The organism is Pseudomonas sp. NFPP07 (assembly GCF_900115645.1).
In the GTDB taxonomy this organism is placed as follows: domain Bacteria; phylum Pseudomonadota; class Gammaproteobacteria; order Pseudomonadales; family Pseudomonadaceae; genus Aquipseudomonas; species Aquipseudomonas chlororaphis.
In genome coordinates, this window is the sequence record NZ_FOXG01000011.1 from 152613 (window position 1) to 166117 (window position 13505).

Below are 13505 nucleotides of genomic sequence, written 5' to 3' on the forward strand. Positions count from 1 at the left end.
TTCTATCCCTTGTTATGCAGGAGCTCCGGTTCCGTGAGCCCTTGCTTTGCACACACCTCATCAATGTGTGGCTTGGATGTATAGATCAGCCTTTTTCGGAGTGCAAATCAGTTGCTATATCGTTTCATCATATTGTTTTGAATAATCCGGACATAAGGCAACGGGCCATATAGGCCCGTTGTCAAAGCGCCGACCGGGCCGAAAAATCAGCCCGGCTGTGGATAACTCACTCCACCGTGACGGACTTGGCCAGGTTGCGCGGCTGGTCGACGTCAGTGCCCTTGAGCACCGCCACGTAATAAGACAGCAGCTGCAGCGGGATGGTGTAGAGGATCGGCGACAGGATGTCGTGGATATGCGGCATGTGGATAACATGCGTGCCCTCGCCGTTGGTCATGCCCGCTTGCTCGTCGGCAAAGACAATCAGCTCGCCGCCACGGGCACGGACTTCCTGCAGGTTGGACTTGAGCTTCTCCAGCAACTCGTTGTTCGGCGCCACGGTGACGACGGGCATGTCGTTATCCACAAGGGCCAGCGGACCGTGCTTGAGTTCGCCGGCCGGGTAGGCTTCGGCGTGGATGTAGGAGATTTCCTTGAGCTTGAGTGCCCCTTCCATCGCCACCGGGAACTGTGCGCCACGACCGAGGAACAGGGTGTGGTGCTTCTCGGCGAACAGCTCGGCGATTTTTTCCACCGTGCTGTCCATCGCCAGGGCTTCGCCCAGGCGGGTCGGCAAGCGCCGCAGTTCTTCCACCAGGGTGGCTTCGACGCCTTCGCCCAGAGTGCCGCGGACCTGACCCAGGGACAGGGTCAGCAGCAGCAGACCAACCAGCTGGGTGGTAAAGGCTTTGGTCGATGCCACGCCGATTTCGCGACCAGCCTGGGTCAGCAGGGTCAGGTCGGACTCACGCACCAGCGAGCTGATACCGACGTTGCAGATCGCCAGGCTGGCGAGGAAACCCAGCTCCTTGGCATTCCGCAGCGCGGCCAGGGTGTCGGCGGTTTCGCCGGACTGGGAAATGGTCACGAACAGGGTATCCGGCTGCACCACCACCTTGCGGTAGCGGAACTCGCTGGCCACTTCGACCTGGCACGGAATCCCGGCCAGTTCTTCCAGCCAGTAACGGGCAACCATGCCGGCGTGGTAGCTGGTGCCGCAGGCGACGATCTGCACGTTGCGCACCTTGGCGAACAGCTCGGCGGCCTGTGGACCGAAAGCCTGGACCAGCACCTGGTTCGGGCTCAGGCGGCCTTCGAGGGTGCGTTGCACCACGGCTGGCTGCTCGTGGATTTCCTTGAGCATGAAGTGGCGGAACTCGCCCTTCTCGGCGGCCTCGGCGCCATCACGGTATTGCACGGCTTCACGCTCGACCGCTTTGCCGTCGACATCCCAGATCTGCACGCTGTCGCGGCGAATCTCGGCGATATCGCCCTCTTCCAGGTACATGAAGCGGTCGGTTACCTGACGCAGGGCCAGTTGGTCGGAAGCCAGGAAGTTTTCCCCCAGGCCCAGGCCGATCACCAGCGGACTGCCACTGCGGGCGGCAACCAGGCGGTCCGGCTGGCTGGCGCTGATCACGGCCAGGCCATAGGCGCCATGCAGTTCCTTGACGGTGGCTTTCAGGGCCACGGTCAGGTCGCCCAGGTCCTTGAGTTTGTGCTCCAGCAGGTGGGCGATGACCTCGGTGTCGGTGTCCGAGGTGAACACGTAGCCCAGGCCCTTGAGTTGCTCGCGCAGGACTTCATGGTTCTCGATGATGCCGTTGTGCACCACCGCCAGGTCGCCGGAGAAATGCGGGTGGGCGTTGCGCTCGCATGGCGCGCCGTGAGTGGCCCAGCGGGTGTGGGCGATGCCCAGGCGACCGACCAGCGGCTCGCCGGCCAGGGCCTGTTCCAGCTCGCTGACCTTGCCCGGACGACGCATGCGCTCGAGCTTGCCATCGTTGGTCAGGACCGCCACCCCGGCGCTGTCGTAGCCGCGGTATTCGAGACGCTTGAGACCTTCGAGCAGGATGGCCGTGATATTCCGTTCAGCAACGGCGCCAACAATTCCACACATGGTTTCTCTCCTAGATGACTGCCGCGCAAATCAGCGTGATGCCGCGGGCCTGAATCTGGTCGCGGGCCTCTGCAGGCAGGCGATCATCGGTAATAAGGGTATGGACGCTGCTCCAGGGCAGCTCCAGGTTGGGAATCTTGCGGCCGATCTTGTCGGCCTCGACCATCACCACGACTTCCCGCGCCACCTCGGCCATCACCCGGCTCAGGCCGAGCAACTCGTTGAAGGTGGTGGTCCCGCGCACCAGGTCGATGCCGTCGGCACCGATAAACAGCTGGTCGAAGTCGTAGGAACGCAATACCTGCTCGGCAACCTGCCCCTGGAACGACTCGGAGTGAGGGTCCCAGGTACCGCCGGTCATCAACAGTACCGGCTCGTGCTCCAGTTCGCTCAGGGCATTGGCCACATGCAGCGAGTTGGTCATGACCACCAGGCCCGGCTGCTGGCCGAGTTCGGGAATCATGGCCGCGGTGGTACTGCCACTGTCGATGATGATGCGGGCGTGTTCGCGAATCCGCGCCACCGCCGCGCGGGCGATGGCTTGTTTATAGGGGGAGACTGGCTGGCCGAGATCGCCGACCAGTTCCTGCGGCATGGTGATCGCGCCGCCGTAGCGCCGCAGCAACAAGCCGTTGCTCTCCAGGGCCGCCAGGTCCTTGCGGATCGTAACTTCCGAAGTTTCGAAGCGTTTAGCCAGCTCATCCACGCTCACCTCGCCCTGTTCATTGAGCAAGGCCAGAATGTTGTGACGGCGCTGGGGCGTATTGCGTTTCGACATGAGCACTTAAGTTTCGATTCGAAAGATAACGGAAGCAATCAAAACCTATTGCCGGAAATTCGTCAAGCGAGGGAAATGAAAAAATGCTGTGGATAACAGCCTGAAGGAATTATCCACAGGGATGACGCTTCGCGGCCACAGAAGGATGGGTATCAGTCCTGTAGCCGCGAGTTTGCTCACGATAGGTAGAGCGAACAGCACCGACCTTGCATCGGCTGTGGATAACTCAGCTTTTCTTGATTTTCACCGGGCGTTTCCAGCCGTCGATGTTCTTCTGTCGGGCACGGGCCACGGCCAGCTGGGCTTTTTCCACAGTCTGGTTGATGGTGGAACCGGCCGCCGTGGTCGCGCCATCCTGGATATCCACAGGTGCCACCAACGAGTTGTTGGAACCAATGAAGACGTCTTCGCCCAGCACCGTCCGATGCTTGTTGGCGCCATCGTAGTTGCAGGTGATGGTGCCGGCGCCGATGTTGCTGCGCGCACCGATCTCGGCATCGCCCAGGTAGGCCAGGTGCCCGGCCTTGGCGCCCTCGCCCATGCGTGCGTTCTTCAACTCGACAAAGTTACCCACATGGGCACGGGCTTCGAGAACAGTGCCCTGGCGCAGGCGGGCGAACGGACCGGCATCGCTGCCTTCACCCAGTACCGCACCTTCGATATGGCTGTTGGCCTTGATCACCACGCCCTTGCGCAGGGTGCTGTCCTTGATCACACAGTTCGGGCCGATCACCACGTCGTCCTCGATGACCACGCGGCCTTCAAGAATCACGTTGATGTCGATCAGCACGTCGCGGCCCACCGTCACTTCACCGCGCACATCGAAACGTGCCGGGTCGCGCAGGGTCACGCCCTGAGCCATCAGGCGCCGACCTTCGCGCAACTGGTAATGACGCTCCAGCTCGGACAGCTGCTTGCGATCGTTGGCGCCCTGCACTTCCATCGGATCGTGCGGTTGCTCGGTGGCCACCAACAAACCATCGCTGACCGCCATCTCGATCACGTCGGTCAGGTAATACTCGCCCTGGGCGTTGTTATTCGACAGACGACTCATCCAGTCGGCAAGGCGATTGGCCGGCACGGCAAGGATGCCGGTGTTGCCTTCGGTGATAGCGCGTTGCGCTTCGCTGGCGTCCTTGTGCTCGACAATGGCTGCTACCCTGCCGTCGGCATCGCGAACGATCCGGCCATACCCGGTCGGGTCGTCCAGCTCCACGGTCAGCAATCCCATTTGCCCGGGAACAACGTGCTTGAGCAAGCGCTGCAGGGTTTCGACTTCAATCAGCGGCACGTCACCGTAGAGAATCAACACAGTGTCGGCGGTAATGAACGGCACCGCCTGGGCGGTGGCGTGACCGGTACCCAGCTGTTTGTCCTGCAGCACGAAATTCAAGTCGTCCGCCGCCAGGCGCTCACGCACCGCATCGGCACCGTGACCGATGACGACATGGATACGCTGTGGATCGAGTTGCCGGGCGCTGTGGATAACATGACCAAGCATGGAGTTGCCCGCCACCGGGTGCAGCACTTTCGGCAACGACGAACGCATGCGAGTGCCTTGACCGGCAGCGAGAATAACGATTTCGAGAGACATGACTGGCTACCAATCCTGGGGGGGTCAGCGGTTGCGACCATGAGGTGAATTGCAAAAAAAGAAAAAGGGTAGCCGAGGCTACCCTTTTTAATCAATCACGCGGAAATCCCGCGGCTTAGCCGCCGAACTTCTTGCGGATCTGCTGGACGGTACGCAGCTGGGCTGCGGCCTCGGCCAGACGTGCAGCAGCAGAACCGTAGTCGAAATCTGCGCCTTTTTCATTCAGGGCCTTCTCAGCAGCCTTGACGGCTTCCTGAGCGGAGGCTTCGTCCAGGTCGGCAGCACGCTGCACGGTGTCGGCAAGAACCTTGACCATGTTCGGCTGAACCTCGAGGAAACCACCGGAGATGTAGAACACCTCGGCTTCCCCGCCCTGCTTGATCAAGCGGATCGGACCTGGTTTCAGATTAGTGATCAGCGGAGCGTGACCCAGGGCGATACCAAGATCCCCGAGCTCGCCGTGTGCGATCACCATCTCGACCAGACCGGAGAAGATTTCCCCTTCCGCGCTGACGATATCGCAATGGACTGTCATAGCCATCTGCTTGCCTCAACCTAAATTAGCGCCCGTTGCCGGGCGCCGGGATTACAGTTTCTTGGCTTTCTCGATCGCTTCTTCGATGCCGCCGACCATGTAGAACGCTTGTTCTGGCAGGTGGTCGTAGTCACCGTTGAGGATGCCTTTGAAGCCAGCGATGGTGTCTTTCAGGGAAACGTATTTGCCTGGAGAACCAGTGAAGACTTCAGCCACGAAGAACGGCTGCGACAGGAAGCGCTGGATCTTACGAGCGCGGGATACCAGTTGCTTGTCGGCTTCGGACAGTTCGTCCATACCCAGGATCGCAATGATGTCCTTCAGCTCTTTGTAGCGCTGCAGCACGTACTGAACGCCGCGAGCGGTTTCGTAGTGCTCGTTGCCGATCACGTTCGGGTCCAGCTGACGGGAAGTCGAGTCCAGTGGATCTACCGCTGGGTAGATACCCAGGGAAGCGATGTCACGGGACAGTACGACGGTGGCGTCCAAGTGGGCGAAGGTGGTCGCTGGCGACGGGTCGGTCAAGTCGTCCGCAGGTACGTATACCGCTTGGATCGAGGTGATCGAGCCTTGCTTGGTCGAAGTGATACGTTCTTGCAGAACGCCCATCTCTTCAGCCAGGGTCGGCTGGTAACCTACTGCGGAAGGCATACGGCCCAGCAGTGCGGATACTTCGGTACCGGCCAGGGTGTAACGATAGATGTTGTCGACGAACAGCAGAACGTCGTTACCTTCGTCACGGAACTTCTCGGCCATGGTCAGGCCGGTCAGAGCTACGCGCAGACGGTTTCCCGGCGGCTCGTTCATCTGGCCGTATACCAGTGCCACTTTGTCCAGAACGTTGGAATCCTTCATCTCGTGGTAGAAGTCGTTACCCTCACGAGTACGCTCACCCACACCGGCGAACACGGAATAACCGCTGTGCTCGATGGCGATGTTACGGATCAGTTCCATCATGTTTACGGTTTTGCCCACACCAGCACCACCGAACAGACCGACTTTACCGCCCTTGGCGAACGGGCAAACCAGGTCGATAACCTTGATGCCGGTTTCCAGCAGGTCGTTGCCGCCAGCTTGTTCAGCGAAGGACGGCGCAGGACGGTGAATGCCCCAACGCTCTTCTTCGCCGATCGGGCCAGCTTCGTCGATCGGGTTGCCCAGTACGTCCATGATCCGGCCCAGGGTCGCTTTACCGACCGGTACGGAGATGGCTGCGCCAGTGTTGTTGACGTCCAGACCGCGCTTCAAGCCCTCGGTGGAGCCCATCGCAATGGTACGTACCACGCCGTCGCCCAGCTGCTGCTGAACTTCCAGAGTGGTTTCGGCGCCTTGAACCTTCAAGGCGTCGTAGATGCTCGGTACGCTGTCGCGTGGAAATTCCACGTCGATAACGGCGCCGATGATTTGAACGATACGTCCGCTACTCATAGCTGGATCCTCTGAATATTTGAACCGTTAAACCGCGGCAGCGCCGCCGACGATTTCCGAGATCTCTTGGGTGATCGCAGCCTGACGCGCCTTGTTGTAGATCAGCTGCAAATCGCTGATCAAATCACCGGCGTTGTCGGTAGCGTTCTTCATCGCGATCATCCGCGCAGCTTGTTCAGCCGCGTTGTTCTCGACCACCGCCTGGTAGACCTGCGACTCCACGTAGCGAACCATCAAGCCGTCAAGCAGCTCTTTGGCGTCCGGTTCGTAGAGATAGTCCCAGTGGTGCTTGAGTTCTTGATCCGGGGTTGCCACCAGCGGAATCAACTGCTCCACCGTAGGCTGTTGCGTCATGGTGTTGATGAACTTGTTGGACACCACGGACAGGCGGTCAATCCGGCCGTCCAGGTAGGCATCCAGCATCACCTTGACGCTGCCGATCAGATCATTGATCGACGGCTCTTCGCCCAGGTGGCTGATTGCAGCGACGACGTTACCGCCGAAGTTACGGAAGAAAGCCGCACCTTTGCTGCCAACCACGCACAGATCGATCTCGACGCCATTTTCGCGGTTTACCGCCATGTCCTTGACCAAAGCCTTGAACAGGTTGGTATTCAAACCACCGCACAGACCACGGTCACTGCTCACCACGATATAACCGACGCGCTTGATTGCGCGGTCGATCATGAACGGGTGGCGATATTCCGGGTTGGCGTTGGCCAGATGACCAATAACCTGGCGGATGCGCTCCGCGTAAGGACGGCTAGCAGCCATGCGCATTTGTGCCTTGCGCATTTTGCTGACCGCCACTTTTTCCATGGCGCTGGTAATCTTTTGCGTGCTTTTGATGCTCGCAATCTTACTGCGAATCTCTTTTGCGCCTGCCATGTAACACCTATCAGGTTAGCAAGCGGGAGCCTCGCGGCCCCCGCTGCGGCTTACCAGGTTTGGGTGGCCTTGAACTTCTCGATACCGGCTTTCAGGCCAGCGTCGATTTCGTCATTGAAGTCACCCTTCACGTTGATCTTCGCCATCAAATCGGCGTGATCGCGGTTGAAGTAAGCAATCAGCGCTTGTTCGAAGCTACCGATCTTGGCGATTTCGACGTCAGTCAGGAACCCACGTTCAGCGGCATACAGCGACAGCGACATGTCAGCGATGGACATAGGCGCGTATTGCTTCTGCTTCATCAGCTCGGTAACGCGCTGACCGTGTTCAAGTTGCTTACGGGTCGCTTCGTCCAGGTCAGAAGCGAACTGGGCGAATGCCGCCAGTTCACGGTACTGAGCCAGGGCGGTACGGATACCACCGGACAGCTTCTTGATGATCTTGGTCTGAGCGGCACCACCTACACGGGATACCGAAACACCGGCGTTCACTGCCGGGCGGATGCCGGAGTTGAACATGGCCGATTCCAGGAAGATCTGACCGTCGGTGATGGAAATCACGTTGGTCGGAACGAACGCGGAAACGTCGCCAGCCTGGGTTTCGATGATCGGCAGTGCGGTCAGGGAACCGGTCTTGCCAGTTACCGCGCCGTTGGTGAACTTCTCTACGTACTCTTCCGAAACGCGGGATGCGCGCTCCAGCAGACGGGAGTGGAGATAGAACACGTCGCCTGGGTAAGCTTCACGGCCTGGTGGACGGCGCAGCAGCAGGGAAATCTGGCGGTAAGCCACTGCTTGCTTGGACAGATCGTCATAAACGATCAGCGCGTCTTCACCGCGGTCGCGGAAGAATTCGCCCATGGTGCAACCGGAGTACGGTGCCAGGAATTGCAGGGCAGCGGATTCGGAAGCACTGGCAGCCACGATGATGGTGTTGGCCAGAGCGCCGTTTTCTTCCAGCTTGCGAACAACGTTGGCGATGGTCGATTGTTTCTGACCGATAGCCACGTATACGCAGAAGATGCCGCTGTCTTTCTGGTTGATGATCGCGTCGATCGCCAGAGCGGTCTTACCGATCTGACGGTCACCGATGATCAGCTCACGCTGGCCACGGCCGACAGGGATCATGGCATCGACAGCCTTGTAACCAGTCTGTACAGGCTGGTCTACCGACTTACGCCAGATCACGCCTGGAGCAACTTTCTCGACCGCGTCGGTCTCGGTGTTGTTCAGCGGACCTTTGCCGTCAACTGGGTTACCCAGTGCGTCGACTACGCGACCCAGCAGTTCCTTACCAACCGGAACTTCGAGGATGCGGCCGGTGCACTTGGCGCTCATGCCTTCAGCCAGAGTCGTGTAGGCGCCCAGTACAACGGCACCTACGGAGTCTTGCTCGAGGTTGAGTGCCATACCGTAGACACCGCCCGGAAACTCGATCATCTCGCCGTACATGACGTCGGCCAGACCGTGAATCCGCACGATACCGTCAGAAACGCTGACGACAGTGCCTTCGTTACGGGCTTGGGAGGTCACATCGAGCTTTTCGATGCGGCCCTTGATAATTTCACTTATTTCGGAAGGATTGAGTTGCTGCATTGCTCTGCTGCCCCTTCAAACTCAAGATTTCAATGCTTCGGCAAGTTTCGCGATTTTGCCGCGAATCGAGCCATCGATAACCAGGTCGCCGGCGCGGATGACGACACCACCAATCAGGGCAGCGTCCTCCGCAACTTGCAGGCGCACTTCCCGGTCGAGTCGTGCACTGAGAACCTTGGCGAGTTTGTCTTGCTGTTCTTGGTTCAACGCAAAAGCACTGGTGACTTCCACATCTACCGACTTCTCTTGCTCGGCCTTGTACAGGTCGAACAGGGCGGCGATCTCCGGCAGAAGCAGGAGACGGTCGTTTTCGGCAACGACGTGGATGAAATTCTGTGCCTTGGCATCGAACTTGTCGCCGCACACGTCGATAAACGTGGCGGCCTTGTCTGCGCTCGTCAGTCGCGGGGCCTTGAGCACGCGCCGCATGGTGTCGTCTTGCGACACTGCTGCAGCCAGGCCGAGCATGGCTGACCAAGAGGCCAGCTGCTGGTGGGCCTGAGCGTGCTCGAAGGCCGCCTTAGCGTAAGGTCGGGCCAACGTGGTCAGTTCTGCCATGATCGCCCTCGCTTAAATTTCAGCAGCCAGTTTGTTAACCAGCTCCGCGTGCGCGTTTTGATCGATTGTGGCACCCAGGATCTTCTCGGCGCCGCCAACGGCCAGCACACCCAGTTGGGCACGCAGCGCGTCTTTGACACTGTTCAGTTCCTGCTCGATCTCGGCCTGAGCCTGAACCTTCACACGGTCAGCGTCGACACGGGCTTTTTCAACAGCCTCTTCGACGATCTGGTTACCGCGTTTCTTGGCTTGCTCAATGATTTCGGCTGCCTGAGCTTTTGCTTCGCGCAGTTGCTGACCCGCTTTCTCTTGGGCCAGTTCCAGGTCGCGAGCTGCTCGGCTGGCAGCGTCCAGTCCATCCGCGATCTTCTTCTGACGTTCGTGCAAAGCCGCGATGACCGGAGGCCACACGAACTTCATGCAAAACAGTACAAAAATGAAGAACGCAACGGACTGGCCAATCAGGGTTGCATTAATGTTCACGCCAACACCTCGCTCGTTCGTTGTCCATCACACCAATCAACTCGAAAATTCGAGTGATTAGCCAGCGAGTTGACCAACGAAGGGGTTCGCGAAGGTGAAGAACAGAGCGATACCAACGCCGATCATGGTCACGGCGTCGAGCAGGCCGGCAACGATGAACATTTTAACTTGCAGCATTGGAACCATTTCTGGCTGACGCGCAGCGCCTTCCAGGAACTTGCCGCCCAACAGGCCGAAACCAATTGCGGTACCCAGTGCGCCCAGGCCGATCAACAGTGCAACAGCGATAGCGGTTAGACCAACTACAGTTTCCATCTTTCCTCCCGACTTTTACGTCGTATGGTTTAGGTTTTTTAGATTAAAGCGGTAAAACAAATCGTTTCATCGTGCCCTAGACGGGCCCCCTCCCGTTTGACCGGGAGGGACATCAGACTGGTCGAGACCGGTCTTAATGGTTCTCTTCGTGCGCCATCGACAGGTAGACGATGGTCAGCATCATGAAGATAAACGCTTGCAGGGTGATGATCAGGATGTGGAACACAGCCCACGCCCATTGCAGCACCACGCCCAGGCCGCTGAGCCAGAGCAGGCCGCTGCCGAACATCACGGCGATCAGGATGAACACCAGTTCGCCAGCGTACATGTTGCCGAACAGACGAAGTGCCAGAGAGATTGGCTTGGCGATCAGCGTCACGAATTCAAGCAGGAAGTTCACCGGAATCAGCAGCGCCTGAATAAAGATATTCTTGCTGCCGAACGGGTGCAGGGTCAGCTCGCCGATGAAGCCGCCGATGCCCTTGATCTTGATGCTGTAGAAAATGATCAGTGCAAACACCGAGAAGGCCATGGCCAGCGTGGCGTTCGGGTCGGTAGTCGATACGGCACGGAAAGGAATGTGCGCATCGCCGGAGATCAGGATGGCCAGTTGAGGAATCCAGTCGACCGGGATCAGGTCGATGGCGTTCATCAGGAACACCCAGACGAAGATGGTCAGTGCCAGCGGTGCAATCACTGGGCTACGGCCATGGAAGCTGTCTTTCACGCTGCCATCGACGAACTGGACCAATACTTCAACGAAGTTCTGCAAAGCACCTGGCTGACCGGAAGTTGCCTTCTTGGCCGCCATGCGGAAAAGAAGAACGAAGATCAGACCCAACGCCACAGACCAGCCGAGAGTATCGACGTGGAATGCCCAGAAGCCCATTTCTTTGGCTTCTGCTGCGGTGTGGGCAAAGCCCCAGCCGCCATTAGGTAGCTGACCGAAGGTCAGGTTCTGCAAGTGGTGCTGGATATAGCCCGAAGCGGTTGTTTCTGCCATGGTTGCCTCAAACGCCCTAAGGTCTCGAAAGTCTTGTTCTCATAAGCAGGGGAGCGAACCAGCTGACCAGTTGGGTCAGCACGAAGACGCCGAATACTGCTAGCGGCGCCAATGGCTTCACACCTGCGAACGTCAATGCAAAGAGCACTGCCGTCAAAATCAGTTTGCCCGCCTCGCCGGCATAAAAAGACCGGACGATGGCTTGAGCTGCTCGGGCGCCGGAAAACCGAAATGCCCTATGAGCGAAATACACATTGGGGAGCAAGGCTATCAGTCCCCCACAAAGGCCTGAGTATCCGGCTACGACTCCATGCCAATGCCAGAGCGCCAAGGCGGCCAGCAATAAAACGACCAACTGAGCCAATAAAACCGGGAAAACCGCCAAGCGATGGAACGGCAGGCGGTTTGGCGTGCGGGTTTCCATCACTCTTGCTCCTCATGGGTCGGCTGCCAGAATTCAATAACTTGGCATAATTTGTGCCGACAAAATGCGCGCAGAGTATAGGGGCGGTTCAGCCCCTATTCAACTGCCGGGTAGTGATTTCCGACTGCACGCTACATGAGGAAATGTTTCAGCGGATGTGTGCAAGGACGCCTTGAAGCTCATCGAGGGAGTTATACCCGATCACCAACTGACCTTTCCCTTTCTTTCCGTGACGAATCTGCACCGCAGAGCCCAGGCGCTCGGCCAGGCGTTGCTCCAGGCGCGCGATATCCGGGTCGGGTTTTACAGGTTCGGCAGGCTGCTGTTTGCCACTCAACCACTGGCGAACCAGGGCTTCGGTCTGGCGTACGGTGAGGCCACGTGCGACAACGTGTCGCGCCCCTTCAACCTGTTGATTTTCCGGCAAACCCAGCAAGGCACGGGCATGACCCATTTCCAGGTCGCCGTGGGACAGCATGGTCTTGATCACTTCAGGCAAAGCGATCAGGCGCAGCAAGTTGGCTACGGTGACGCGGGACTTACCCACAGCCTCGGCAACCTGCTGCTGAGTCAGCTGGAATTCCTGCTGCAGGCGCTGCAGGGCAACCGCTTCCTCGATGGGGTTGAGATCTTCGCGCTGGATATTCTCGATCAGCGCCATGGCAATGGCGGTTTCGTCAGGCACATCGCGGACCATCGCCGGAATGGTTTCCTGACCCGCCTGCTGGCTGGCGCGCCAGCGACGCTCGCCGGCGATGATTTCAAAACGGCCGGAACCGATCGGACGCACCACGATTGGCTGCATTACGCCCTGAGTCTTGATCGAGCTCGCCAATTCTTCCAGTGCCTGAGGGTCCATGTCCCGGCGCGGCTGATACTTGCCGCGCTGGATCAGGTCCAGCGGCAAATGTTGCAGCTCACGCACATCGGCTTGAACCGCCTGTTCTTCCAGCGAGCTGACAGTCGGACCACTCAACAGTGCATCCAGTCCACGTCCGAGACCTCGTTTCTTGACGGCCATGGGGATTCCTTAAGTTGGCTGGGCAGCGGCTGCGCGTGAATTTTTCCGTTGCCGACGAACCATCTCGCCAGCAAGGGCCAGATAGGCGATGGCACCGCGGGACTGTTTGTCGTAGACCAACGCCGGCATGCCATAACTGGGGGCTTCCGCCAGACGGATGTTGCGTGGGATCACTGTGTCGTACAACTGATCGCCGAAGTGTTCCTTGAGTTGCGCGGAAACATCGTTCATCAGGCTCAGGCGCGGGTCGTACATGGTCCGCAGCAAGCCTTCGACCTTGAGGTTCGGATTGAGCAATTCGGAGATGCGCTTGATGTTATCCACAAGGTCGCTCAGCCCTTCGAGAGCAAAGTATTCGCACTGCATGGGGATAATGACCCCATCGGCGGCAACCAGGGCGTTGAGCGTGAGCATCGACAGCGACGGCGGGCAGTCGATCAGAATGTAATCGTAGTTTTCCCGGATCGGCGCCAGGGCACTGCGCAGACGGCTTTCCTTCATCTGCATTTCCAGCAGAACCACTTCCGCGGCGGTCAGGTCGCGGTTCGCCGGCAGCAGTTGATAGCCGCCGTGTTCGGAGTAATGCATGGCCTGGGACAGATCGCATTCGCCGATCAGCAGGTCGTAGACCGAATTTTCCAGGCCATGTTTATCCACACCGCTACCCATGGTGGCGTTGCCCTGTGGATCGAGATCGATCAACAGCACCCGGCGCTTGGTAGCAACCAGCGATGCTGCGAGGTTGATGCAGGTGGTGGTCTTGCCCACACCACCTTTCTGGTTCGCTATCGCGAATACCTTAGCCATTCTTGCTTGTGTTCCCA

Annotated in this window: 14 protein-coding genes; all 14 read right to left on the minus strand. The window is 58.8% G+C overall.

All coding sequences use genetic code 11. The features are described 5' to 3' along the window. Positions 1–226: 226 nt before the first annotated feature. The 14 genes from glmS to BM019_RS26210 all read right to left on the minus strand — a co-directional run bounded on the left by glmS (position 227) and on the right by BM019_RS26210 (position 13488). Positions 227–2059, minus strand: coding sequence for a glutamine--fructose-6-phosphate transaminase (isomerizing) (gene glmS / locus BM019_RS26145; protein WP_092421490.1), 1833 nt, complete (start codon positions 2057–2059; stop codon positions 227–229). A gap of 10 nt (positions 2060–2069) precedes the next feature. Further along, entirely contained in the window at positions 2070–2837 is a 768-nt protein-coding gene (locus tag BM019_RS26150) for a DeoR/GlpR family DNA-binding transcription regulator (protein ID WP_009041458.1), read from the minus strand. Positions 2838–3063: 226 nt separating this feature from the next. Further along, positions 3064–4431: a bifunctional UDP-N-acetylglucosamine diphosphorylase/glucosamine-1-phosphate N-acetyltransferase GlmU gene (gene glmU / locus BM019_RS26155; RefSeq protein WP_037034405.1), complete on the minus strand. Its 1368-nt coding sequence runs from the start codon at positions 4429–4431 to the stop codon at positions 3064–3066. Positions 4432–4546: 115 nt separating this feature from the next. Continuing rightward, positions 4547–4972, minus strand: coding sequence for a F0F1 ATP synthase subunit epsilon (locus tag BM019_RS26160; RefSeq protein ID WP_009041460.1), 426 nt, complete (start codon positions 4970–4972; stop codon positions 4547–4549). 45 nt (positions 4973–5017) lie between these two features. Next, positions 5018–6394, minus strand: coding sequence for a F0F1 ATP synthase subunit beta (gene atpD, locus BM019_RS26165; protein ID WP_007924510.1), 1377 nt, complete (start codon positions 6392–6394; stop codon positions 5018–5020). Positions 6395–6421: 27 nt separating this feature from the next. Next, positions 6422–7282 (minus strand): F0F1 ATP synthase subunit gamma, encoded by an 861-nt coding sequence (gene atpG / locus BM019_RS26170; RefSeq protein WP_007924507.1) that lies wholly within the window; start codon positions 7280–7282, stop codon positions 6422–6424. 50 nt (positions 7283–7332) lie between these two features. Then, positions 7333–8877 (minus strand): F0F1 ATP synthase subunit alpha, encoded by a 1545-nt coding sequence (gene atpA, locus BM019_RS26175; RefSeq protein ID WP_007924506.1) that lies wholly within the window; start codon positions 8875–8877, stop codon positions 7333–7335. A 21-nt stretch (positions 8878–8898) separates the two neighbouring features. Then, positions 8899–9435, minus strand: coding sequence for a F0F1 ATP synthase subunit delta (locus tag BM019_RS26180; protein WP_007924505.1), 537 nt, complete (start codon positions 9433–9435; stop codon positions 8899–8901). 12 nt (positions 9436–9447) lie between these two features. Beyond that, the gene (locus BM019_RS26185; RefSeq protein ID WP_007924504.1) at positions 9448–9918 is read right to left on the minus strand and encodes a F0F1 ATP synthase subunit B; all 471 of its coding nucleotides are present in this window, start codon (positions 9916–9918) and stop codon (positions 9448–9450) included. Between the two features lie 57 nt (positions 9919–9975). Next, positions 9976–10233 carry a F0F1 ATP synthase subunit C gene (atpE, locus tag BM019_RS26190; RefSeq protein ID WP_002555987.1) on the minus strand — a complete coding sequence of 86 codons (258 nt, stop codon included), beginning with the start codon at positions 10231–10233 and terminating at the stop codon, positions 9976–9978. 133 nt (positions 10234–10366) lie between these two features. Further along, positions 10367–11236 carry a F0F1 ATP synthase subunit A gene (gene atpB / locus BM019_RS26195; protein ID WP_025806879.1) on the minus strand — a complete coding sequence of 290 codons (870 nt, stop codon included), beginning with the start codon at positions 11234–11236 and terminating at the stop codon, positions 10367–10369. Positions 11237–11252: 16 nt separating this feature from the next. Further along, the gene (locus BM019_RS26200) at positions 11253–11660 is read right to left on the minus strand and encodes a F0F1 ATP synthase subunit I (RefSeq protein WP_037004398.1); all 408 of its coding nucleotides are present in this window, start codon (positions 11658–11660) and stop codon (positions 11253–11255) included. A gap of 148 nt (positions 11661–11808) precedes the next feature. Next, the gene (locus BM019_RS26205; RefSeq protein WP_007924496.1) at positions 11809–12681 is read right to left on the minus strand and encodes a ParB/RepB/Spo0J family partition protein; all 873 of its coding nucleotides are present in this window, start codon (positions 12679–12681) and stop codon (positions 11809–11811) included. Positions 12682–12690: 9 nt separating this feature from the next. Further along, positions 12691–13488, minus strand: a complete 798-nt coding sequence (locus tag BM019_RS26210; RefSeq protein ID WP_092421493.1) for a ParA family protein — start codon at positions 13486–13488, stop codon at positions 12691–12693. Between the last annotated feature and the right edge of the window lie 17 nt (positions 13489–13505).